Source organism: Ideonella sp. (assembly GCF_041914305.1).
GTDB lineage: Bacteria > Pseudomonadota > Gammaproteobacteria > Burkholderiales > Burkholderiaceae_C > Ideonella.
Genome location: NZ_JAYSDQ010000004.1, coordinates 224,464 through 247,687, shown reverse-complemented (window position 1 = coordinate 247,687; position 23,224 = coordinate 224,464). Strand labels below are relative to the sequence as shown.

Genomic DNA, 23,224 nt, shown 5'->3' with positions numbered 1-23,224 from the left:
TCCGCCGCGGGGCTACGGGGCCGGGTGCTCGCGCGCGGCCGTCAGCAGGCGAAGCACCAAGGGGTGGTGCAGGCCCCGCCGCGAGCGGATCGCATGGATCTCCTCGTGCAGGCCCTCGCTGCGCCCGAGCAGGCGCAGGCCGCGCAGGCTTTCCAGGTCGGTGGCACCGAGCGCCGTCACCGGAAACACGCCCAGCCCCCGCGCCGCGAACAGGCTCAGCAGCGCGCTGTCTTCGAACTCGCCGACGACGCGGACCGACAGGCGCTGGGCCTCGAACCAGCGGTCGATGCGCCCGCGCAGCGCGGCATGGGTGGTCGGCAGCAGCACCGGCAGGCGCCCGAGGCTGGCCGGGAACTCATCGATCTCGGCCTGGCTCACCATCGACACCGGCCCGTACCAATCGACCCGCGACACCATCAGCCGCTCGCTGGTGAGCCGCAGGGCCGAGTTCTGCGGTGGCGGCTGGCAGGTCAGCACCAGATCGAGCTGGTGCAGCGCCAGCTCGCCCAGCAGCTGGTTGACGTCACCTTCGTGCACCACCAGCTTCAGTGACGGTGTGTCGAGCACCGGTTGGATCAGCACATGCGCGGCCAGCTTGGCCAGGCCGTCGGACATGCCGATGGCCAGGCGTGCCGTCTGGCCGGACGCGGCCGCGGCGGCTTCCTCGGGAATGAGCTCGCCCAGCTGAAAGATCTCTTCGGCTCGGGCGAGCACCGCCTGGCCGGCGTCGGTCACCTCCACGCCGCGGCCGGCGGGCTTGAGCAGCTGGTGCCCCAGATCCTGCTCGAGCGCCTTGACCTGGGCGCTGATGGTCTGGATGGCCATGTCCAGCCGCTCCGCCGCGCGGGCGAAGCCCCCCTCCTTGGCGACCACCCAGAAGTAGTACAGGTGCCGGAAATTCAGCATGCTCGGACCGGGAGTGACGGGACTTCGGATTTCCCGAAGTGGCGCTCACTGTATCGCTGCTTTCGTCGACAGAGGTCGGCCCTGAAGATCAGCCATCACGACGGAGTTGAATCCATGGACACGCTGACCCTCGTTTTTGTCGTTCTGGCCGCCGCCCTGCTGGTGGCGACCTGGCAGACCGCCCGCCTCGGGCAAGAGCGGCGCGATGTCGCGCTGCTGGCCGCAATGGCAGGTGCACTGGGCATCGGCTCGGTGGTCTCAGCCGCGCTCTGAACGAGCGCCCGCCCTCCAACCTCTTCGGCGTCACACCCTTATGGAACTCCTGAACACCCTCTGGCTCGGCATGCCCATCTGGATCTGGCTGACCTTCCTCGGGTCGGTGCTGGCCATCCTGGCCTTCGACCTGGGCGTGATGCACCGCCACTCGCACGAGATCGGCGTGGCCGAGAGCCTGAAGATGTCGGCCCTGTACATCGGCCTGGGGCTGGCATGGGCCGGCGCGGTCTACTGGATCTACGCCCACTATGCCGACGCCGGCGCGCTGGACCCGCAGATCGCGGCGGCCGCCACCGCCGGCGAGCGAGCCTGGACGGCGGTGAAGCTCTACATGACCGGCTACCTGGTGGAGAAGACGCTGGCGATGGACAACGTGTTCATCATCTCGATGATCTTCACCTACTTCGCGGTGCCCCGTGAGTACCAGCACCGGGTGCTGTTCTGGGGCATCCTGGGTGTGATCGTGCTGCGCGCGATCATGATCGGCCTGGGCGCGGCGCTGGTGATGGAGTTCACCTGGATCATGTACCTGTTCGGCGTGGTGCTGCTGGCCACCGGCGTGAAGATGCTGGTGATGGTCGACCACCAGCCCGACATCGCCAACAACCCGGTGCTGCGCCTGCTGAAGAAGCACCTGCGGGTGACCGACGGCCTGCGTGGCCAGGCCTTCACCGTGACGCAGCCCGACCCGGCCAGCGGCCGCGCGGTGCGCTACGCGACGCCGCTGCTGCTGTGCCTGGTGCTGGTGGAAGTGGCCGACCTGGTGTTCGCGATCGACTCGGTGCCGGCGATCTTCGCCATCACGCCCGATCCGTTCATCGTCTACACCAGCAACATCTTCGCCATCCTCGGCCTGCGCGCGCTGTACTTCGCCCTGGCCGCCGTGGTGCACCGCTTCTACTACCTGAAGTACGCGCTGGCGCTGGTGCTGATCTTCATCGGCACGAAGATCTTCCTGGGCGACTGGCTGTTCGACGGCAAGGTGCCCGCGGTGATCAGCCTGGGCGTGACGGGTGGCCTGCTGGCCGGCGGCATCCTGTTCTCGCTGTGGAAGACGCGCCAGAAGCCGGCGCTGCCGGCGGCGGGCTGAGGCATCGACTGGATGGAGGCCGGGCAGGGTCTTCGCGCCGAAGCCCCGCACCGGCCGATGCTCATGCCGGCTCGCGCGGCGCGCCGCTCAGGCGACGCCCAGGTACTCGTTCTTCCACAGGTGGTTGTCGCGCATCCAGTGTTCGAGCCCGGCGGTGCTGTCGCTGGTGATCGTGCCGTCGTCCTTCATCTCGTCGTCGAGGATCTTGTGGGTCTGGCCGACGAGCTTCTTGATCTCGTCGGGCGTCAGCGATTGCAGGTACTGCAGGCGCTGCTGCTGCGGCACGCCGTTGGCGTCGAACATCGGGTTCAGCACGTGCATCGGGCTCATGCCGCCCTCGGTGAAGAACGACTCGGCCGCGCCGTAGGTGCTGTGGGCCGATTGCCAGACGTTCCAGCCCGGCACGAACCACTCCCAGTCGTCGACCTTCACGTCGGACGCCCCGCCGTTCTCGTTCATCAGCTCGCGCGCCTGGTCGTCGCTGAAGCCGAGCGACTTCACCATGTCGGCGTAGTCGTGGTTGTCGTCGTACTCGAACTCGTTCTTGGCCTTGCTGACACCGTAGGCGAAACGCGCGCCGAGGAAGGCCGCAGTGACGCCGGCACCGATCCAGCCGATCACCGGGATGCTGCCTTCCACCGCCAGCGCCGCGCCTTCGCTCAGCGCCAGCCGCAGCAGCGCGCCGCCCACCTGCGTGCGCAGCGCCACCGCGCCCATGTCCAGCAGGTCGCCGGCGACGATGCCGGTGGTCAGCAGGCCGGCGGTGGCGTCGGGCGCGCCGGTGGGGTTGCCGGTCAGCGTGTGGCCGGTGAAGTCTTCGTAGGCCCACTCCATGTCGGCCAGCGTCAGCAGGCTGCCGACGCTGCCGCCCTTGATGAACTTGGCCAGGTCGTCGGCCGCGCCGGGGCCGACCTTGGCCAGCTGCGGCCCGAAGGCCTTGTTCAACGCATCGGTCAGCGCGCCGCCCTGGAAGCTGACGCCGCGCACCGCGCGGTAGGTGTCGGCCATGCCGCCGGCCATGAAGAACGCGGCGAAAGCGTCGCTGCTGGTCACGCCTTGCTCATTGCCGGCGTTGCGGGCGTTGTTGATCGATGAGCCGAAGAAGCAGGCCGCGCCGAGCAGGCGGGTGAACCGCTCGGCTGCTCGCAGCGATTCGGGCCCGGCCTTGGCGGCGGTCGAGGCCGGCTCGCCGAAGGTGGGCAGCTCTTTCTTGTACTCGGCCATCAGGGTGGCGCGGTCGGCGTCGGTCAGCACCCCCTTGTTGGCCTTGGCCTTCTCGTCGATCTTGGCCTGCCACTTCTGCATGAAGTCGAAGGCCTTCTTGACCGAGGCCTTGTCGGTGAAGCCCAACCACGCGGCGTTGCCGACCAGCTTGCTGCTGGGGTCGTGCAAGATCGGGTTGTTCATGCCGCGGCGCAAGGTGACCTGCGTGTAGGCGTTGATCAACGCATCGCCGGTGCCCTTGTACCAGTTCATCGTCAGGCGCGTCGTCGAGGTCGTCGTGCCGATGCTCTGCAGCGTCGTCTTGATCGTCGTGACGGTGTCGTCGGTGGGCTTGACCAGCACCTGGTCCTGGCCCGGCGGCATCTTGTCCTTCAGCAGGCCGCGCAGGTCTTGCTGGTAGGTGTTGGTCAGCGCGCGCAGCGTGTCGTCGGAGGCCTTGTCGCCCTTGGCCAGCTCGGCCTTCAGGTCTTTCTCCCACTGGTCGGTGCGGCTGTTGGCCTGCTGCACCTGCTCAGGGGTCAGGTGGTAGTCACGCGCCAGCTTGTCGAGGTAGTCGCGCTGCGCACCGACCACCGCGGTCGGGTTCCACGGGCCGGCGTTGCCGTCGAAGTCGCCAAAGTTCAGCTGGTTGACGCGGTGCGTGTCGAGGCTGACGTTGTTGTTCAAGGTGCTCATCGCCACCTCGTCGCCGTCGAGGTCGCGGATCACGTCGCCGAGCATCTTCTCGGCCGGCACCGCCGGGTGCTCGAAGTCGATCTTCAGGCCGGTCAGGTCGCGCATCAGCCCGTCGAGCTGCACGCCGCGCTGCTCCATCTGCAGCTGCGCCGCGTCGATGCCCGTCGGCTGCCCCTTGTCGTCGAGGTGAAAGTACTTCTCCGGGTGGCTCTTGCGGTCGTTGACGATGGCCTGCGCCACCTGCTTGGGGTCGAGGCTGCCGAAGTCCTGCACCAGGCGCAGCGCGTTTTTGTTCTGCTTCTGCCAGTCTTCGACATCGCCCTTGGCGTTGTCGCGGAATTCCTTGACGCCGTCGCGGATCTGGTTGCGCACATTGGCTTCGACGCGCTCGGACCAGTCTTGCGGGTCGCCCTTGCGGTCTTTCACCGCGTTGTACAGCGCGACACTGAGCTTGGCCGCGCCGTGGTCGGCGATGGCCTTGTTGGTCTGCTGGTACAGGCCGGCGTTGCCGACCGTCAGCCCAAGGACCTGCGACGCGGTCTTGGGGTCGGACGCGGCGTCGTTGATCGCCCGCACGTAGAAGGCGGCGAACTCGTCGGCGCGGTGCGCGCCCAGGCTGTCGGCGGTCTCGATCAGCTGGCTCAGGCCGTTGTAGGCCTCGCCGCTGGCATCGGCATCGGCCAGCAGCGACTGCCACAGCGGGTCGTCATGGCCTTTGTCGAGCCGCGCCTTGGCGGCGTCGAGCAGCAGGTTGGCCGCCTCGGGCGGTGCGTTCTGGCCGACGTCGGCGAACAGCTGGCTCAGGTCGGCGCTGTGGCTGAAGTGGGTCTTGTCACCGAGGATCTGGTCGAGCTGCTTGTCGAAGTAGTCGCGCGTGAAGACCGGCTTGCCGGCCGCGTCCCACAGCTGGGTGCGCTCGGCCGGGTCGGCGGCGGCGTCCATGTTGGCGCGCAGCAGCTTCATCGCCTCGTCGGGCTTGCCCTTGCCGACCAGGTCCTTCACCTGCTGGGTCGTGTAGTCGCGCCGGTGCGCGGGCATCGCCTGGGTCAGCAGGTCGAGGTAGGCCTTGTCGCCCTGGTGCTCGCGCTGCAGCTTCAGGTAGGCGTAGGTGACCGGGTCGTCGCCGGCGACGCGGCGCAGGTCGTCGTTGATCGTCTCCTTCGAGGTGGCGGTGTCGTGCGCGCCGGCCTCGACCTTCGCCAGATCGGCCTTGACGCTCTCGGCCGTCGGCGGGCCGGCCTGAGTGGTGGGTTGGGTGGTGGGCGGGGTAGTCTGTGTCGTCGCCTGGGTGCCGGTCGGGCCGTTGGGCTTGACCTTGGCCGCTTCGTCGAGCGCCTGGCCGACGCCCTTGGCGCCCTCCAGCGCGTACTGCTCGTCGCCGTACTTGACCAGCTTGTCGATGGCCGCGTCTTTCTGGTTCTGCGCGAAGCCGCGAAAGCGCGGGTCAGTCGTCGCCTGCAGCACCGAGTCGAGGATCTTCTGCTTCTCGCCGTCGTTCGACTTCTCGTAGAGCTGGCGGTTGGCCTTGACGCGGGTCAGCAGGTCGAGCGCGGTGCGGGCGTCGGCCGGCGGCAGGTCGGTGCGGCCGGTCAGCTTGTCGACCACGCCGCGGAAGGTGGCGTCGTGCTGGTAGGCGTCGAGCACCTGGAACTCGGCCGCCTCGTCGTCCAGCGCGCGAAAGCCCGCATGGTCGACGAGCTGCTTCAGGCCGTTCAGGCGCGCCGCCGCGCCGTCGCCCCGGGCGAACTCGCTGAACAGGCCCAGCACCCGGTCCTGCACGCGGGGGTTGACGTCGTGGAAGGTGGATGAGCCGAGCAGCGCACGCAGCTGGTCTTTCTGGCCGGCGTCCAGCGGCTGGCCGCCCTTGGCGGCCTGCGTGACCGTGCGGTCGAACTGGTCGATCGCCGCGGCCTGCTGGTCGGCACCGAGTCGGCGGAAGGCGTCGGAGCCCGTCAACTTGTCCAGCTCGACACCGTACTGCAGGTCGCCAGGGTGCGCGCCCTTGGACTGGTCGACGGCGGTCTGCATGTCCTTGGCCAGCGGCGGCAGCGGGCCCTGGCGCGGGTCTTCGGGCTGGTAGCTGAAGCTGTCGCCACACTTGGCGTGGTCCAGGTCCTTGCCCGGGTTCTGCTCGCGCAGGTTGTCGAGCGCGCGGCTGGCCTTTTCCTTCAGCACCTCGTCGGCGGGCCAGCCCTGGGTCTTCTGGTCGATCTCGGCGCGCTGGTCGGCGGTCAACAGCAGGTCGGGGTTCTGCTCGATCTCGTGCCACAGCGTGCCGTCGTGCCGGACGCCCTGGTCGTCGGTCCAGTCGCGGATCGTCAGCTGCACCGGCCGGTCGGGGGCGAGCAGGCGTGCGGCCTGGTCGCGCTGCGCGAGCGGCATCGCCAGCACGCTGTCTTTCGGGCCCTTGGCGTCGGGCTGCATCAGCGCGGCCGACATCGCGGTCTCGAGCATCGAGGTCTTGTTCGGCGACGACTGGCCCAGGTCCAGCCCGAGCAGGCCCAGCAGGTTGTTGGCGCTGTCGCCCTGGGTGCCGCCGGGCATCACCTGCAGGATGTCGTGGGCGATGTGGAAGGCGGCCTCCTTGTCGCCGGCCAGGTCCACGCTGACCTCGAGGTCGGCCACCGTGTGGTCGAACTCGCTGCGGGTGTCGATGGCGTTCGGGTTGTCGGCGTCGGCGCTGTAGGTCTGGCCTTTTTGCTGCCAGTCGGCGTCGGCGCGGCGGCTGTTCAGGCCCAGGTCCTTGGTCACCCGGTCGACCACCGGCATCGCGCTGCGCAGGATCGCCGCGCGCTCCTGCGGCGTCTTGGCCTGTTCGAGCTCGGTGCGCAGCTGCTTTGCCGCGGCCGCATCGCCGCCCGACGCGTAGGCGCCCGACACCCGCCTGGCGGCGGCATCGCTGGCCGGGTTGCCGCTGGCGACGATGCCCAGGTCGGGCTTTTCAGCCTTCGCGGTGTCGACCCGCTGGCCCCAGCCACCGTCCTGGCTGTCGATCGCCTTCAGCTGCTGGGCCGCCTTGTCCTGGCCCTGCGGGCCGCCAGCGGCCAGCGCCGACTTGGTCGCCACCTTCAGGTCGGCCCAGCGCTGGTCGGCCGTCGCCTGCTTGGCGTTGACGTCGTTCTGCAGGCCCGCGGCCTTGCTCGCGTCCTGGTTGTCCTTCAGCGCCTTCTGCGCCTTCTCCAGCGCGGCCTGCGCGGCGCGGGCCGCTTCGAGCGCGCGCTTGGCCGCGGCGATGGCCTCGTTCAGCGCGGCGTTCGCATCGGCGCCGTTGTTCGGATCAGGCTTGGGCTCGGTGGGCGCAGGCGTGGGCGTGTAGACCGGCGCGTAGCCATCGATGGTGATCGACACGGTGGGCTCCTTGTTTCGCAAGCGACAGGGGTCCAACCGGCGTGGCGGACCGAGAGCCCCGGAGAATAGAAATGCGCCCGCCGAGCGACAACTACGGGTTCGCGGACCGGCGCCGTGCCGGTCGCGCCGGGCGCTCATGTGACCAACCGTAAGGGGCTGCCCGCCGCGCATTCGTCAGACGAATCGCACCCAATCCAACCCGTGCCGCACCGGCCGAGCCGGGTGTGGGGCCGGTCGCCGGTCAAACAATTGGCCCCTCCGATCGGTGATTTCGGCGGCATTTTTGACAACGTTGTCGAAATCGCTTTCACATCTCGTTGCGCGCCCTTGCCCGAGCTTGCATCTGCGCCGGGCGGCGGTGCCAGCATGGGCCGTGGTGGGGCAGGCGCCAAGCCCGGCGCCGCTGGCACCGCTAACGACAAACCTGAGGAGACAGCCCATGAATGCAACGAATGCGGCCGCGCTGGCGTGGCGCAGCGGGTATCGAGCCGCCGCGCGGGTGCTGCCGGCGGCCTTGCTGGCCTGGGTGGGCGCGGCCAGCGCGTTCACGCCACTCGGTGACCCGGCGGCGGCCACGCCGCGGCCGGGGGTGACGACACCGCCACCCACGCTGCCCTACCGGCAGGTGACCGGCATCGACAACGACCACGACGTGCAGGTCGTCTACTTCGTGCCGCAGGACGCGCCGCACCGCGACCGCGGCGCGCTGATGCTCAATGCCGCGCGCCAGGTCCAGGCCCAATGGGCCGGCTGGGGCTGGACGATCCACCTGAACCGCAAGTTCATCACCGTCAAGAGCAGCAACAGCTGCGCCCATTTCAACGACTACAACATCCTGTGGGACGAAACCCAGCGCAAGCTCGAAGCGCGCGGCCAGTTCTTCCCCAACGTGAAGTACCTGGTGTTCGGCGAGTGCACCACCGGCGGCGGCGCGGCGCAGGCCGGCATGCCGGGCAACTCGGCGCTGTTCTACAGCTACGTGGTCGACGGCATCGGCCTGAACGACGGCAGCCCGCGCAACCTGGCCGACATCGGCTCGATCGGGCACGAGATGGGCCACAACTTCGGCCTGCCGCACGAGAACTGCGGCGGCACGGCCGACCAGAACACCATCGACGAGCTGGTCGCGATGGGCCTGCCGCCAGGCGGCACCAAGGGCCCGATGTGCAACGGCGCCTACTGGCCCAACGTGACGCCGGAACCCTACCAGCACGACCTGGTCAAGCGTTATGGCTGCCCGTGGCTGAAGGGCTGCATGGCCGAGCACCCGAACTGGGTCTGGGCCGGCACGCCGGGCGACGGCGACGACACCGGCCAGTACTTCGCCGCGCAAGCCAGCGGCAAGTGCATCGACGTCTACTACTTCGACTACGACTCGAACGCCGCGGTGGCGCAGTACGACTGCGTCGGGCTGGCCAACCAGCGGGTGAAGATGAAGCCCGCCGCCAACGGCCGCGTCCACCTGGTGTTCGGCCACAGCGGCTACTGCCTCGACCCGACGAACCGCAGCCTGGCCGTCGGCGCGAAGATGGTGCAGTGGCCGTGCAGCGTCGATGACGACACGCAGTGGAAGGCCAACCAGGTCTCGCCCGGCGTCTACGAGTTCGTCAACGCACACAGCGGGCTGTGCCTGGACGTGCCCGGTGGCGGCCAAGCCTCGGGCCTGCAACTGCAACAGTGGACCTGCAACGGCACCCCCGCGCAGCGCTGGCTGCTCAAGCCCTGACGGGGTCGGTGGCGGCGGGGCCGGGCCCCGGCGCCACCCCAGCCTCACCCCAGCGTGATTTCGGCGCTCACCGCGCCGGCTCGGCCGGCGTGGGCCTTCAGCTGCAGCACGCTGCCCACCGGCGCCCGCACGATCCACTCGGCGTGCGCCTTGTCGGCAGTCACGTCGCGCTCGGGGATGAAGGCCTGCAGCGAGTTCTTCGGTGCGTGGCCTTCGAGTTGCGGGCCCTCGATGCGGGGCTTGCCGTTGACCAGCGACGCGCCGGCCGGCAGCCCGATCTCGAACACGCAGCCGCGCGCGACCTTGCGCTCGAGCGCGCGTTTGGTGACATAACTCGGCAGGTAGCCGGTGTTGGCCACGACGAACTTGACCCGCCAGGTGTCGGGGCCGAGGGCGTCGACCGTGGTCAACACGGTGTGCAGCTTCGGCAGCGTCAGCCCCAGCTGGGTCAGCCAGGCCGGGAAGCGCGCGGCCTCGCGCTCGCGGTACTTCGGCGGCGGATTGCGCCAGTAGTTCATGCGGTCCCAGCCGCCGATCTCGACCGCGCCGAGCTGCGGGTGGTTGAACGGGCGCCAGTCGTTGTGGGCCCGGCCGTCGCAGTGCTCGTCGCTCCACTTCAGCAGCTTCAGGTCGTCTTCGGGCGGGTGGTCGCGGTACCAGTGGATCCAGTCGTACTCGGTGATGCCGGCCTCCTTGTTCGGGGCCCAGATCTCAACTGTCCAGAACAGCGCCCCGAGGTGCTCGTAGACCCAGTCCTGGGTGCCGGTGATGATCTCTTTCGGGTGGTACTTGAAGTCGTGCCAGATGCTGATCGCCGGGTAGCCGGTGAGCTTGGCGCCGATGTCCGACAGACGCTTGTAGATCCACAGGTCCTCGGGCGTCATGTCGTCGTCGCTCTGCGTGCCCATCGGCCGCAGGATCACGCCCGAATGGGTGTGGAAGCTCACCGCCGCGCCGATGTTCGGGTGCCTGACCATGAAGTCGACCATCGCCCGCACCTCGGGCTCGCTGGTCGGGTAGGGGCCGGCGCCGAGCTGCTCGAACTCCTGCCGCCAGTAGGCCGGGAAGTTGCGGTTCAGGTCCAGCCCTTCGCGGTCGCGGTTGACGCGGATCGTCGTGCCGTCGAAGTTCTCGAGCAGGCCCTCGGGCATCACGCGGTAGTAGGTGCCACCGAACTCGCCCGGCTCGCGCGGGATCAGCAGCCGCGGTTCGTCGGGGTGCGGCTTCCAGCCGCCGTTCGGGTCTTTGACCCGCATCTGCAGGATGCGGCCGTCGCCGTCGATGTCCTGCGTGGTCAGGCCCTCGACATGCGGCTCGTCGAAGGGGTAGGGCCGTGTCGACGACCGGATGTGGCGCGGCACGTCGGCCAGCGCCAGCTCGGCGCCGTCGGGGTTCAGCCGCGGGCAGAGGTAGACCACGCGGCTGTCGAGCAGCTCGGTGACCCGGGCATCGTGCCCGTAGGCGCTGGCCAGCTGGTGCAGCCAGTACAGGCACGCGGTGCTGGCGGTCAGCTCGGCGGCGTGGATGTTGCCGTCGATCCACAGCGCGGGCTTGTCGCTGTCGGGCCCGGTGGCGCGGTTGGTGATCACCAGCAGCCAGATCTCGCGGCCCTCGTGGCTCAGGCCCATCGAGCGGCGCTCGATCAGGCCGGGCCGCGCGGCGGCATAGTCGGCCAGCAACTGGCTCAGCTCGGGGTGGCGGTAGAAGCGGTCGAACTGCGGGGTCGGCAGGGGTGCGGCGGGCATGGCGAGCGGGCCTGCTCGTGGCAGGCCGGGGGACTGCGGTGGCGCCGAGTGTCGCACCAGGCGTTCTTGGGTTAACGCGACAACAGCTTTCGCACAAGGCTGGCAATGACACCCCGATCTTTGACCTGGCACTCCCAGACGACCTCGACGTGCCAACCGCGCTGGATCAGCTCGGACCGCTGGCGCCGGTCACGCGCCCTGTTGGCATCGATCTTGTCGGCCCAGAACCGAGAGTTCGTCTTCGCCCGAACACGGCCATGCGGACAATCATGACCATGCCAGAAACAGCCATGCACGAAGACGACTGTCCCGCGACGCGGAAGCACGATGTCCGGTCTGCCAGGTAACGAATCGGAGTGAAGTCGAAATCGCAGTCCGGCAGCGTGCAGCTGACGCCTGAGCGCCAATTCCGGTGCGGTATTCTCTCGACGAACCGCTCTCATCAACGCGGCGCGTCGTGGATTCGGCGTGGCCGACGCGGACAACAAAGAAGGCGAGGACGACATGCGAGGCCCGGCAATTCTGGCAAGGACCATGAGCATACCGACGGTCAGAGGCCGCTCGACGCGGCCATGGCAGTACCACTCGCGCAGCGATAGTCATTCGAAAGTGGCTTGCTGGGCCGTTCTGTTCGACCTGATGCGGGAATGCGATGTCTTTCGCTCGGCGGTGAGCGAGGGCCGGATCGGTTTCGGTATCAATTACGTCATCGTCGGACCCATCAACAAGACGCTCGATCTGGTTGTGACGCGCGTCCCACCGACACGGCCGGGTGGTCCGCGCGGTTCGTTCGTCGATCTGGCGAACGAATGGGGAATTGCACTGAACGACGAGGAACGCCAGGAGTTGGCGGACATGCCCACGCTGCTGCGGGAGAGCTCGAACGACATCGCCGAGATTGCGATCGCACTCGAAGCAAAGGCCTGCATGACCGAGCATGTGAAATCACTCCCTCGCCTGCACGCCGAGATCCTGGCGACGGGTTACTTAACCAAACGAGCCGCGCCGCAGTGCATCTCGGTGTCGTATTCCCTGGTCAACGCCGCATCTGATTTCGTGACGCCCAGTGGCGAGAGCCGGGTCAACTCACACGATCAGCCAGACGACGCCCGTCGCGTCGTCGAGATGATCGAGCGTGCGATTCCGACGCTGACCGAATCCCGCGACTACGGTTACGACGTCGTGGGCGTGACCGTCGTGAGCTGCCGCAACGATGGATCTGCCGTCACCATCGTTCAGAACAACACGATCGGCCCGGCGCCCAATCAGCATCATCACTATGAACGAATGATCCGCAGCCTGTGTTCGCAATTTCGCGGCCGATTCGGACGCTGACGATTCGAATCAGGAAGGCAACAGCGCAAGCTGCCGTGATGGCGCCGGGCGCGCCGGCACCTCGCCACCGATCGCCATGAGGTGGCGTTCGACAGCGTCGATGAAGCCGGGGGCAAAACGCAGCTTCGCCCGGCGGGTACGCTCCAAGAAGCCGCGCGTGGCCTTGAGGGACAACAGCTCCGGCGGTTCAGGATTGGCCATGAAATGGCGAAGTGACGGCGGCTCGATACCTAATGGGTCGACGCCGATGTCCACTGCATGGCGAACCCGACCGTCATAGCGCGCGGCCCTAGGCGCTTTGCCCGAAACGGAATAGGGCCGGTCCCGCGCGGTGTCGTAACAGCCGGGTTCCACCAGGCGCCGACCTATCCAGCGCGCTACCGGAACGCTGACCGCACTGCCAACCAACCCCCATCGACTCGACCGACGACCAACTTGCTCTGCCGGCAGCGTCCAATCTGCGTCGAAACCCTGCAATCGCTCGCTGGCCTGCAAGCCCAGCCTCAGCAGACTTCCATCGGGCATCAGTACCGCGGGAGGCGACGCAATACCAATGGTGCTGCCGTTCTTCAGCGTTGGCACTGCATCCACCGCCCACCCGAGCCCGCCGAGCCCTTCGGTCCAATAGAAGCCGTGCGGCAGGTTTCCGAGTGACGTAGCCGGACGCGCGATCGGACGATCATCCGACATCAGGACAGCCGCCGGGTCAAGCACCCTAGAGGCGACAAGGAAAACGCGCTCCCGGCGTTGTGCCAATCCGAACCCGTAGCTATCGACAACCCGATAGGCCCAACGGTATCCACGGCGCTCGAACTCGTCATTAATCGCCCGCATTGCATTGCCGCCTGAGAGCTGCAGCATGAAGGGCACATTTTCCAGTACGACGGTCGGTACGCGACGACGCGACAGCAAACGAAACACTTCGCCGATCAGCCCCGATCGTTCGCCTTCGAGCCCTGCGGTACGCCCTGCCTGACTGAGGTCCTGGCAAGGAAATCCAGCGCACACCAAATCGACGTCGGCCGGCAGCGAACGCAGACTCGTGATGTCGCTTCTGTATTCGACGCCGGGAAAGCGCGCTTTCAACACCGCTTGAGCGGCGGGCAGCACGTCACAGAGCAGCGCAGTTCGATGTCCCGCCTGATGCAAGCCCAACTCGAAACCACCAATCCCAGCGAAGAGTCCAGCAGCGTTCACGGGAGGATACTCAGATGGATATTCATACAGTGGTTGGATGATACCGAAGCCCAGGCTGACCGCAACCCTCCCGACGATGGCGCGACCGCGGATGACGGGACACCGCTACTGCCCTTTGAACAGCCCCTGGAAATGGCGCGACACGGGCAGCCGCTCTGGCCGCCCGCGCAGCGTCAGCACCATCGTGCCTTCGTCGATGCGCAGCGCGCTGGCGATGTGGCGGTGGTGGACGATCACCGAGCGGTGGACCTGCCAGAACTGGTCGGCGTCGAGCTGCGCCAGCAGCTCTTTCAGCGGGGTGCGGATCAACGCTTCGGCGCTGCCTTGCTCGTCTTCGTAGACGACCCGGGTGTAGCGCGCGTCGGACTCGAAGTAGATGATCTGCTCGACGCGGATCAGCCGCACCTCCTTGCCGACGCTGGCCTGGATCACCGCCGGCGGCGGCGGCTTGCGCAGCTGGCCCGCCAGGCCCGACAGCAAGGCCTGCAGGTCGGGCACCTGCTGCGTGGCCAGCCGCTGCTTCACGCGCGCCACCGCCTGGCCCAGGCGCGCTGCGTCGACCGGCTTGAGCACATAGTCGACCGCGCCGGCGTCGAAGGCGTCCAGCGCGTGGTCGCCGAAGGCGCTGACGAACACCACCTGGGCGCGGTTGCCGATGCGCTGCGCGACCTCGATGCCCGACAGCCCGGGCATGCGGATGTCGAGAAAACACACCGCGGGCTCGTGCTCGAGGAACGCGTCCCAGGCATCGACGCCGTGCGGGCTCTGGGCCACCACCTGCAGCTCGGGCCAGGCCTGCTGCAACGCGGCGCGCAGCTGGGCGCGGGGGGCTTCTTCGTCGTCGGCGATCAGGGCGGTCGGGTTCATGCGGTGGCAGCGGGGTCGGGTGAGACGAGGGGGGCCGCCGGCACCGGTGCGCGCAGCGGGCATTCGAGCCGCGCCAGGCAGCCGCCTTCGGGCCGGTTGGTCAGGCTCAGGCGGGCGGCCTGGCCAAAGGTCTGTGCCAGCCGCATGCGGGTGTTGGCCAGGCCCAGGTGGCCGGTTTCGGGCGGGTCGCCGGCCGGCAGGCCGGGGCCGTCGTCCTGCACGTCGACCTGCAGCAGCGGGCCGCCCGGCACACCGGTCACGGCGCGGGCAAAGACGCGCACGCTGCCGCCGCCCAGGTTGGCGCCAGCGCCGTGCTCGACGGCGTTCTCGACCAGCGTCAGCAGCGCGCCGGGTGGCAGCGCCGCCGCCAGCGTGTCGGCATCGGCGTGCAGCTCGTGGCGCAGCCGCTCGCCCCAGCGGGCGCGCATCACCTCGAGGTAGCGGCGCACCGCCTCGAGCTCCTGCGCCAGCGTCAGCTCGCGCTTCTCGAACAGCGGCAAGGTGGCGCGCAGGTAGGCGGTCAACGAGGCCAGCAGCGGGCCGGCGCGCTCGTCGCGCGTGTCGACCCAGTGCTGCAGCGAGGCCAGCGTGTTGAACATGAAATGCGGCTTGATCTGTGCGGTGGCCAGTTGCCGCGCCAGCGCCAGCGATTGCTCGCGCTCGGCCAGCTCGCGCAGCCGGCCGGCGATCTGCTCGGCGCGGTAGACCGCGACGAACCAGAAGCCGGCGCAGCACGACAGCACCACGCCGGCGCTCAGGTTGACCAGCCAGGCCCGCGCCGCGGGGTCGTCGACGCGCCACTTGACGCCAACCGCGATCAGCAGGAACAGCAGGTTCGCGATGCCGCACGCCCAGGCCAGGCGGCGCCGCGACGGCTGCCGCCACAGCGCCAGGCCGGCTTGGTAGGCGGCCACGAACAGGCCGGCCAGCAGGCCGGTCAGGCGCGCCACCTCGCCGTCCGGCGCCCGCTGCAGCAGCATCTGCGAGACGACGATGACCGAGATCAGCAGCATCACCAGGAACGTGCGGCTCGGCCGGTCGGTGCCGGCGCGGGCCAGCTCGTCGGCGCTGAAGACCCGGCACGGGCCGGGGTACCAGAGCTGGCTCCAGTCGATGCGCTCGTGCTCGCCCGGGCGCGCGGCCGAGCTCGGCGGCGGCGCGGGCGTGGCGCAGGTCTTGAAGCGGGTGTTCAGCATGGACCGCAGTCTAGGCAACGGCGCGGGTGCGTGGTCGCGCCGCGCGGCGGACGGCCGGGCCGGCGTCATGAATCGTCGGTGCGGGCGGCGGTTGGTGGGCCGGCCGGCCGCTGCGGGCAACGCGGAACAAGCCTCTCGCGGGGACTTGAATTCAGCGTCGCCTCAGCACGCCAGCGGCGCGCCGTCGACGAAGACCCGCAGCTCACCGGGCTGGAACGCGGTCCAGGCTTCGTCGTGGGTCAGGGGCTCGGTCGCGATCACCGCGACGCGGTCGTTCGGCGTCGTGGCGTGGGCGAAGTCGACCCGCACGTCTTCGTCTTTCAGGCTGGCGGCACGGAAAGGGTGCTGACGCTGCAGCCAGTGCAGGTGGGTGGAGGCGTGGGCCCACAGCGCCTGGCCGTTGGACAGCAGCATGTTGAAGGTGCCGTGGCGGTGCAGCTCGGGCACCAGCTCGGCCAGCGTGCAGTTCAGCTCGGCCACCTCGGGCACGCCGGCGTGGGCCTTGGACAGCTCCTGCATCAACCAGCAGAACGCGCGCTCGCTGTCGGTGTCGCCCACCGGGCGAAAGGCGGCGTGCAGCCGCGGATTGAAGTTCTTCAGGTCGCCGTTGTGGGCGAAGACCCAGTAGCGGCCCCACAGCTCGCGCACGAACGGGTGGGTGTTCTCCAGCGCGACGCGGCCCTGGGTGGCCTTGCGGATGTGGGCGATGACGTTGCCGCTGTGGATCGGGTAGGTCTTGACCAGCTCGGCGATCGCCGAGCGGCGGGCGCTGGCGTGGTCGATGAAGACCCGCACGCCCTTGTCTTCGAAGAAGCCGATGCCGAAGCCGTCTTTGTGTTCGTCGGCGCGGGTGGCCAGGCCGGTGAAGCTGAACATCACGTCGGTCGGCGTGTTGGCATTCATCCCGAGCAATTGGCACATGGCTGCCGATTGTAGAAACTCTGCCTCACGCCGGGCCGCCCGGACCGGACCGAAGGGGCCGCACAGGTCGAGCGGGCGGTGGCGCTCGCTCGCTTGTCGCTCCCTTATGCTGCGCGGACACCTTGGAGTACCCGCCCTTGTCGACACCCCCCGGGGCCGAGCCGCCGCGGCCGGACCAGCCCTTCGCCCACGGCGCCCAACGCGCCCTGGTCGACCGCGAGCGACTCGCGGTGCGGGTGCTGTCGCGCCTGAGCGGGGCGCTGGCCCTGCTGACCTGGCTGTCGATGCCGCTGCAGACCTGGCTCGGGGCGCCAGCCAAGCATGCCCACTGGCGGCTGCTCACCGGCGCCATCCTGCTGGCGGGCACCGGCGCCGGCCTGTGGTTGGCCCGCCAATCCCGCCTGCGCCTGGCGGCCGGCGTGCTGCTGGCCCTGACGCAGTTGAGCGTGGGGCTGTTTGCCTGGGGCAGCGGGCTGGGCCTGATGTCGGCGTTGCTGGCCGGCTCGCCGGTGCTGATCGTGGTGGCCGGCGTGCTGGCCGATGCCCGTGTGGCCTGGGTGCTCGCCGTGATGCAGCTGGGCCTGCTGCTGTTGCTGCTGCTGGGCGGTGCCCCCGAGCCGGCGCTGCTGGCCACCAGCTACGTGGGCCGCTTCGCCTCGCATGCGCTGGTGACCGTGGGCGCCTTGTTCGCCGCCATCACGCTGGGGCAGCAGGTGTCGCGCGCGCTGCACGACCTGCTGGTCAAGGAGCACCGGCTGTCCGAATTCCTTCGCCTGGGCAGCGACTGGACCTGGGAGGCCGACCGCCATGGCCGGATGACGCACATCTCGTCCAGCTTCGAGCGCCACACCGGCCGCACGGTGGCCGAGTTCATGCGCATCGACCAGCCCGGCGGGCCGCGCATCGTGCACGACGCCGAGTGGGCCATGCTGATCGACGACCTGCGGGCGCGCCGGCCTTACCGCGGCCGGGTCATCACCTTCGAATGCGCCGACGGCCAGCTGGTCTGCGTGCGCGGCACCGGCGAGCCGGTGCAAGGCGCCGACGGCGAGCACCTGGGCTGGTGGGGCATCAGCCAGAACGTGACCGGCGAGGTGCTGGCCGCGCGCGAGCACGAGCGCTCGCGGGCGCTGCTGGACCGGCTGGTGCGGCTGTCGCCTGATGCGATCGCGGTGGCCAGCCTGCGCGACGGCCGCATCATGCTGGCCAACCCCGGCTTCGCCGCGGCCGCCGGCTGCGAGCAGGCCGAGCAGGTGGTCGGCCGCAGCGCACTGGCGCTGGGCTTGTGGCGCGACCCGGCCGAGCCGCAGGCGCTGGCCCAGGCGCTGGCCGAGGCGCCGGTGGTGCGCGACCTGCGCACGTGCTTCTGGCGGCGCGACGGCGCGCGCCGCGACGGCTCGATCACCGCGGCCCGCTTCGAATGGGACGGCGAGCCGGTGGCGGTGATGATGATCCGCGACATCACCGAGGCCGAGCGCTCGCGGCTGCAGGGTGACGTGATCCTGAACCACGCCGCGGTCGGCGTCGCGTTGGTGCGTGAGCGCCGGCTGGTGCGCGTCAACCCGCGGCTCGAGGCGCTGCTGGGCCAGCCGCCGGGCAGCATGGCCGGCCGCTCGGTGACCGACTTCTTCGGCGGCGAGGCCGGCTACCAGACCTTCGTCGACAGCCTTCGCCAGCGCCTGGCCGAGGCCCGGCCGGTCGAGCTGGAGCACGAGTTCACGCGCCCCGACGGCAGCCGCTTCCTGGCGCTGCTGCGCTCGCAGCTGGTCGACCCGCACCAGCCCGACGATGCCGGCGCGATCTGGGTCGTCGAAGACATCACCGAGCGCCGCCGCGCCGAGCAGGCGCTGGCCGAAGCCAAGGCGCTGGCCGAGGCCGCCAGCGATGCGAAGAGTGCGTTCCTGGCCCACATGAGCCACGAGATCCGCACGCCGCTGAACGGGGTGCTGGGCCTGGCCCGGCTGATGGCGCTGCCGGGCCAGCCCGAGGCGCGGCAGCAGAACCACCTGCGCTACCTGATCGACGCCGCCGAGAGCCTGAACGGCATCGTCTCGAACGTGCTCGACCTCAGCAAGATGGAGGCCGGCAAGCTGCAGGTCGAGCGGATCGATTTCGACCTGCACGACCTGATCGACAAGGTGCACGGCGCGCACATGGTGCTGGCCGAGGCCAAGGGCCTGGTGATGCGGCAGCTGATCGCGCCCGGCGTGCCGCGCCGCGTGCGCGGCGACCCGCTGCGGCTGCGCCAGATCCTGTCGAACTTCATCGCCAACGCGATCAAGTTCACCGTCCAGGGCGAGGTGATGCTGCGCGTGGCGGTGGCCGAGCCGGGCCGCCTGCGCTTCGAGGTCGAAGACACCGGCATCGGCATCGCCCCGGCGGTGCTGGCCAGCCTGTTCCAGCCCTTCGCGCAGGCCGACCATTCGACCACCCGGCGCTTCGGCGGCACCGGGCTCGGGCTGTCGATCACGCGCGAGCTGGCGCAGCTGATGGGCGGCGAGGTCGGTGCGTTCAGCATGCCGCGCGAAGGCGCCACCTTCTGGGCCGAGCTGCCGCTGCCATCGGCCGACGGCAGCGAAGACCGGCCCAGCACCGGGCTGGACGGCAGCGACCAGCCGCTGCGCGGGCTGCGGGTGCTGATCGCCGAGGACAACCCGGTCAACATGCTGATCGCGGCCGAGATGCTGGGCCGGCTGGGCGCCAGCGTCAGCCCGGCGCACGACGGCGCCGAAGCCGTGCAGGCCTGCCGGGCCCACCCCGAGGCCTACGACGTGGTGCTGATGGACCTGCACATGCCGGTACTCGACGGGCTGGAGGCGGTGCGCCAGCTGCGCGCCGAGCCCGGCACCTGCGCGCTGCCGGTGGTGGCCTTCAGCGCCGCCGCGCTGGACCACGAACGGGCGCAGGCACGCGAAGCCGGCATGGACGACTTCGTCGGCAAGCCGGTGCAGCCCGACGAGCTGGTACGGGTGCTGTCGCGCTGGGTCACTTAAGGTCCGGCGCTGGCGAGGCCGCGTGTCGGCCAGTTCCGACAACCGGGGCCGCCTTGCGCTGGCAGACAGGTGCCGGGGCGCGCGGCCAGACTGCGGCACGCTCCCCGGAATGCCGCCATGCCCCTCATCCCGCCCCCAGCCGCCCCGACCCAACCCCGCCCGGTGCCCGCCTGGCGCCGCCTGGCCACCAGCGGGCTGAGCCTGGCGCTGGCCGCCTGCGCGCCGATGTCGCCGCTGGTGCCGGCGCCGGCGGTCGCGGCGTCGGCCGCGGTGAGCCCGGTGGCGCCGGTGGCGATCGAGGGCGCGCGCGGCCCGGTCTCGGCGGCGCGCAGCCAGCAGATCGTCGAGAACCTGAAGGCCAACCCCGGCCAGCCCGAAAGCATCCTCGACCGCCACCTTGCGATCGAAAGCGCGGTCACCGGCAGCCCGCTGGTGGCCGACAACGCCGTCACGCTGCTGCAAGACGGCGACGCGACCTACCGCGCGATGTTCGAGGCGATCGCCAAGGCCAAGCACCACATCAACATGGAGACCTACATCCTGCAGGACGACGAGACCGGCCGCCGCTTCGCCGACGCGCTGATCGCCAAGCGCCAGCAAGGGCTGCAGGTCAACGTGCTGCACGACAGCGTCGGCACGATCGACACGCCCGCCGCGTTCTTCGACCGGCTGAAGGCCGCCGGCATCCGCGTCGTCGAATACAACCCGGTCAACCCGTTGCAGGCCAAGAGCGGCTGGGACATCAACGAGCGCGACCACCGCAAGCTGCTGGTCGTCGACGGCGAGGTCGCGTTCCTCGGCGGCATCAACATCAGCGCCGTCTACTCGTCCGGCTCGGCGCCGAAAAAGCGGCCCAAGGCGCCGCCCCCTGCGGCTTCGGCCGCCTCGGCAACATCGGCGAGCGCGGATTCGTCCAACGAAGGGCGGCCGTGGCGCGACACCGACGTGCGGATCGAAGGCCCGGTGGTCGCCGAGCTGCAGAAGATCTTCCTCGACACCTGGGTGCGGCAAAAGGGCGAGCCGCTGAACACCGCCGACTACCTGCCGGCCCGGCGCCAGGCCCGCGACAAGCACGTGGTGCGCGCGATCGCCAGCTCACCCGACGAGTCGTACAGCGCGATCTACGCGACGCTGATGTCGTCGATCGACCATGCCGAGAAAGAGATCCTGATCACGATGGCCTACTTCGTGCCCGACGCGCAGCTCGTCGGCGCGTTGAGCCGCGCGGCGCAGCGCGGGGTCGACGTCCGGTTGATCCTGCCGCGCCACAGCGACGCCAAGCTGGTGCTCAGCGCCGGCCGCGCGCAATACGGCGCGCTGCTCGAAAGCGGCGTCAAGCTCTACGAGCGCCGCACCGTGCTGCTGCACGCCAAATCGGCGGTGATCGACGGCGTCTGGTCCACCGTCGGCTCGGCCAACCTCGACTGGCGCAGCTTTCTGCACAACCAGGAACTGAACGCCGTGGTGCTCGGCGACGAGTTCGGCGCCCAGATGCAAAAAGCCTTCGCACGCGACCTGGCCCAGTCCGACCCGGTCACGCTGCAGGCCTGGAACCAGCGGCCGCTGGGTGAGCGCTTGCGGGGCTGGTTGGGGCAGTTGTTGCAGTATTGGCTGTGAGTCAGGTCAAGAAGATCGGCGGGGCAATGTCGGCCTGCTTGGCCTGCAGGCATTTCTTCAGCTTGTCCTTGCTGTCCAGCGCGGCGTCGGCGGCCAGCAGGTTGTAGAGCTGGCGTGCCACCCACGGCGCCGACAGGCTCGTCCCTCGCAGGGCAGCGAATCCTTCGCTGTCGATATCCAACAGGCTTTGCCCGGGCAGCGGGCTGCGATTGGCCAACACCTTCAGTCCGCGCGTCGCACCGGCCTGCCACCGATCCGCAGGTGCCAGCGCATCAGGCTGGACGCGAGGCTTCGATTTCGCCGACCGACGGGCCGGGCCCCGCCCCGATTCGACCATCGGCTCGGGCGGATTCGTTGCCCTCGGTCGGAACAACTCGTAGCCACCGACCACCCACGGCGCCGTTCCCGTGGCTTGGCCCGTCAAGGTCGTCGCGTCGGTCACCTTGAACGCGCCGTCCTTGGGAGCGACCAGTACCGAGTCCGGCCTATCGGACAGCGGCCCCGCACCTGGCTCGTCGCGCTCGATCCACGCATGCACCTCGATGGGCTGCTTCGACGGGTTGTAGACATCGATGATCCAGGCGCCGGCCGGCGCAACCCCGATGCCTGAATTCGTCGCGCCCTGGCGCGCCATCGTCGGCGCCAGCGCAAACAGCGTCATGCCCGAGTTGCCGCCGGCGGTCGACGTGGGCAATTGCCACAGCGCCGCGCAAGGAACCCCCGCGGCGTCGCGCGCAACCTCACCCGGCGCCGACAAACAAGGCCCGCCGCTCAGACGCCGGACCGTGAACTGAGGCTGCTCGCCTGGGTTGGCGCGGGGGTACCAGAATTCCAGGAAACTCTGCGTCGGGTCGCGATCCGGCACGACCCAGCGCAGTTCTCCTTGCCGCTCAGCAGGAATCTGTGCGACCGCATGGCCTCGCTTGTCCGCTGCATTGCCGGCGGCCAGGACCACGTGCAGGCCATGGCGGTTTTTCATGAAATATTCGATCGCCGCCTCCAGCAATGAACCACCATCGTGCGGCCCGCCGTGGGAGCCGATGCTGATGTTGACCACCAAAGGGCGGTCGCCGGCCTTGGCCATCGCGTACTCCAAGGCATCGAGCACATAGGTCGTGACCCAACCGCCGGACAAGTCCTCGATGGCAGCTTCCGGAAGCTGCACGAAGATCAGGTCGGCCTTGGCAGCTTCGTCTGGCGCGGGAGCGCCACTCAGCCAGGGTGGCGACTCCGCCGCGGCCATGCCGAGCACCGCCGTCCCGTGCGACCAGGGCTCCAGCAGTTCAGGCAACGCCGCTGCCAGATAGCACGCTTCCTCGAAGCCGGCGGCGGTGGGCGTACCGGCCTTCGGCGTCGCACCGTTGCGAACGCCGGCCATCAACGCATTCAGGCGCTCGCAATCGGCTTCGCGCCCGTAGCCGAACTCGGGTTGTGTGCGCCATGGCCAAGCCGGCGCCAGCTCGTGCTGCCAACCCGCCTCGACACCACGGCCTTGGTCCCAGAAGTGTCGGATGCGGGTGCCACCATCACGCTGAAAGCAAGGGTGCGCGAAGGCGCAGCCAAAGTCGATCACTGCAATCATCGGCGCGGTCGACGGGGCAACGTCTTTCGTCTGATGGGCCGGCCCGGCCTTGGTGCCTGAGGTCTTGACCTTGGCGATGTCGCGCAGGCCGTCGACCCGGCCACCGCCGCCGCCGGCCAGCGCGCGCCGCAGACGGCGCACCGCCTTGGGCTTCATCAGCGGCGAGTTGAGATCGCCACGGGCGACACGCTCACCATCTTGCAAAGGCAGTTGTTCTGCATTGCCGATCAATCCCACTTTGATGCGCGACGCCAGAGCCGCCGCAAGCGGCAGAGCATCTGGCGGCACGTCGGCACAGACGAAGCGGCAGCCTTTTCTCTGCACGGCCTCGATGTAGTGCGGTGCCAGGCCCACGCCCAGGGCCAGGAACTGAGCGGCAAAACGAGCCCGCTGCCGATCGTCGCGAAACTGGAAGGCTACCCGCAGCAGGCCCTTGGGGCGCTGCAACACCGCGGCAAAGCCGGTGGTCTGGGCCCAGGCCAGGTAGGGGTCGAGATCCGCGCAGGACAGTGCGGTGGTGGCCATG

15 protein-coding genes are annotated in these 23,224 nt (G+C 69.2%); 6 read left to right on the top strand and 9 right to left on the bottom strand.

Annotated elements, in window-relative coordinates:
- Positions 1-12: 12 nt before the first annotated feature.
- On the bottom strand, positions 13-906 hold the full coding sequence (locus ACE3SG_RS07555) for a LysR family transcriptional regulator (protein ID WP_374563746.1): 894 nt from the start codon (positions 904-906) through the stop codon (positions 13-15).
- A 114-nt stretch (positions 907-1,020) separates the two neighbouring features.
- Here ACE3SG_RS07555 and ACE3SG_RS07550 point away from each other — a divergent pair, with 114 nt between their 5' ends.
- Together ACE3SG_RS07550 and ACE3SG_RS07545 are read left to right on the top strand one after the other, a co-directional pair.
- The gene (locus ACE3SG_RS07550) at positions 1,021-1,179 is read left to right on the top strand and encodes a hypothetical protein (protein ID WP_374563744.1); all 159 of its coding nucleotides are present in this window, start codon (positions 1,021-1,023) and stop codon (positions 1,177-1,179) included.
- A gap of 40 nt (positions 1,180-1,219) precedes the next feature.
- Positions 1,220-2,272, top strand: a complete 1,053-nt coding sequence (locus tag ACE3SG_RS07545) for a TerC family protein (protein WP_374563742.1) — start codon at positions 1,220-1,222, stop codon at positions 2,270-2,272.
- A gap of 87 nt (positions 2,273-2,359) precedes the next feature.
- Here the strand turns inward: ACE3SG_RS07545 and ACE3SG_RS07540 are convergent, their stop codons facing one another.
- Positions 2,360-7,519: a hypothetical protein gene (locus tag ACE3SG_RS07540; RefSeq protein ID WP_374563741.1), complete on the bottom strand. Its 5,160-nt coding sequence runs from the start codon at positions 7,517-7,519 to the stop codon at positions 2,360-2,362.
- A 439-nt stretch (positions 7,520-7,958) separates the two neighbouring features.
- On the opposite strand from ACE3SG_RS07540, the gene ACE3SG_RS07535 reads away from it, so the two are divergent.
- On the top strand, positions 7,959-9,245 hold the full coding sequence (locus tag ACE3SG_RS07535) for an RICIN domain-containing protein (protein ID WP_374563739.1): 1,287 nt from the start codon (positions 7,959-7,961) through the stop codon (positions 9,243-9,245).
- A 44-nt stretch (positions 9,246-9,289) separates the two neighbouring features.
- Here the strand turns inward: ACE3SG_RS07535 and ACE3SG_RS07530 are convergent, their stop codons facing one another.
- Together ACE3SG_RS07530 and ACE3SG_RS07525 are read right to left on the bottom strand one after the other, a co-directional pair.
- Positions 9,290-10,990 (bottom strand): M14 family metallopeptidase, encoded by a 1,701-nt coding sequence (locus ACE3SG_RS07530; RefSeq protein ID WP_374563737.1) that lies wholly within the window; start codon positions 10,988-10,990, stop codon positions 9,290-9,292.
- Positions 10,991-11,061: 71 nt separating this feature from the next.
- A complete protein-coding gene (locus ACE3SG_RS07525) occupies positions 11,062-11,496 on the bottom strand; it encodes a very short patch repair endonuclease (protein ID WP_374563927.1) in 435 nt (144 codons plus the stop codon).
- On the opposite strand from ACE3SG_RS07525, the gene ACE3SG_RS07520 reads away from it, so the two are divergent.
- Positions 11,459-12,325 (top strand): hypothetical protein, encoded by an 867-nt coding sequence (locus ACE3SG_RS07520; RefSeq protein WP_374563933.1) that lies wholly within the window; start codon positions 11,459-11,461, stop codon positions 12,323-12,325. The two genes, ACE3SG_RS07525 and ACE3SG_RS07520, sit on opposite strands and share 38 nt — an antisense overlap.
- Before the next feature lie 9 nt (positions 12,326-12,334).
- Here the strand turns inward: ACE3SG_RS07520 and ACE3SG_RS07515 are convergent, their stop codons facing one another.
- The 4 genes from ACE3SG_RS07515 to ACE3SG_RS07500 form a co-directional block, all read right to left on the bottom strand.
- A complete protein-coding gene (locus tag ACE3SG_RS07515; protein ID WP_374563735.1) occupies positions 12,335-13,522 on the bottom strand; it encodes a DNA cytosine methyltransferase in 1,188 nt (395 codons plus the stop codon).
- Positions 13,523-13,627: 105 nt separating this feature from the next.
- Entirely contained in the window at positions 13,628-14,389 is a 762-nt protein-coding gene (locus tag ACE3SG_RS07510) for a LytR/AlgR family response regulator transcription factor (protein ID WP_374563733.1), read from the bottom strand.
- Positions 14,386-15,585, bottom strand: coding sequence for a sensor histidine kinase (locus ACE3SG_RS07505; RefSeq protein ID WP_374563732.1), 1,200 nt, complete (start codon positions 15,583-15,585; stop codon positions 14,386-14,388). Before ACE3SG_RS07505 ends, ACE3SG_RS07510 begins: the two co-directional genes overlap by 4 nt.
- Before the next feature lie 162 nt (positions 15,586-15,747).
- Entirely contained in the window at positions 15,748-16,506 is a 759-nt protein-coding gene (locus tag ACE3SG_RS07500; protein ID WP_374563730.1) for a class II glutamine amidotransferase, read from the bottom strand.
- A gap of 137 nt (positions 16,507-16,643) precedes the next feature.
- On the opposite strand from ACE3SG_RS07500, the gene ACE3SG_RS07495 reads away from it, so the two are divergent.
- Both ACE3SG_RS07495 and ACE3SG_RS07490 read left to right on the top strand, forming a co-directional pair.
- The gene (locus ACE3SG_RS07495) at positions 16,644-19,499 is read left to right on the top strand and encodes a PAS domain S-box protein (protein ID WP_374563728.1); all 2,856 of its coding nucleotides are present in this window, start codon (positions 16,644-16,646) and stop codon (positions 19,497-19,499) included.
- 117 nt (positions 19,500-19,616) lie between these two features.
- Positions 19,617-21,116, top strand: a complete 1,500-nt coding sequence (locus ACE3SG_RS07490) for a phosphatidylserine/phosphatidylglycerophosphate/cardiolipin synthase family protein (protein ID WP_374563727.1) — start codon at positions 19,617-19,619, stop codon at positions 21,114-21,116.
- Between the two features lies 1 nt (position 21,117).
- Here the strand turns inward: ACE3SG_RS07490 and ACE3SG_RS07485 are convergent, their stop codons facing one another.
- Positions 21,118-23,223, bottom strand: coding sequence for a S8 family serine peptidase (locus ACE3SG_RS07485; protein WP_374563725.1), 2,106 nt, complete (start codon positions 23,221-23,223; stop codon positions 21,118-21,120).
- Between the last annotated feature and the right edge of the window lies 1 nt (position 23,224).

Excerpts from the sequence above, each read along its gene's own strand:
- ACE3SG_RS07555 (WP_374563746.1), bottom strand. The coding sequence starts at position 906 with ATGCTGAATTTCCGGCACCTGTACTACTTCTGGGTGGTCGCCAAGGAG.
- ACE3SG_RS07550 (WP_374563744.1), top strand. The coding sequence starts at position 1,021 with ATGGACACGCTGACCCTCGTTTTTGTCGTTCTGGCCGCCGCCCTGCTG.
- ACE3SG_RS07545 (WP_374563742.1), top strand. The coding sequence starts at position 1,220 with ATGGAACTCCTGAACACCCTCTGGCTCGGCATGCCCATCTGGATCTGG.
- ACE3SG_RS07535 (WP_374563739.1), top strand. The coding sequence starts at position 7,959 with ATGAATGCAACGAATGCGGCCGCGCTGGCGTGGCGCAGCGGGTATCGA.
- ACE3SG_RS07530 (WP_374563737.1), bottom strand. The coding sequence starts at position 10,990 with ATGCCCGCCGCACCCCTGCCGACCCCGCAGTTCGACCGCTTCTACCGC.
- ACE3SG_RS07525 (WP_374563927.1), bottom strand. The coding sequence starts at position 11,496 with ATGTCGTCCTCGCCTTCTTTGTTGTCCGCGTCGGCCACGCCGAATCCA.
- ACE3SG_RS07510 (WP_374563733.1), bottom strand. The coding sequence starts at position 14,389 with ATGAACCCGACCGCCCTGATCGCCGACGACGAAGAAGCCCCCCGCGCC.
- ACE3SG_RS07505 (WP_374563732.1), bottom strand. The coding sequence starts at position 15,585 with ATGCTGAACACCCGCTTCAAGACCTGCGCCACGCCCGCGCCGCCGCCG.
- ACE3SG_RS07500 (WP_374563730.1), bottom strand. The coding sequence starts at position 16,506 with ATGTGCCAATTGCTCGGGATGAATGCCAACACGCCGACCGACGTGATG.
- ACE3SG_RS07490 (WP_374563727.1), top strand. The coding sequence starts at position 19,617 with ATGCCCCTCATCCCGCCCCCAGCCGCCCCGACCCAACCCCGCCCGGTG.
- ACE3SG_RS07485 (WP_374563725.1), bottom strand. The coding sequence starts at position 23,223 with ATGGCCACCACCGCACTGTCCTGCGCGGATCTCGACCCCTACCTGGCC.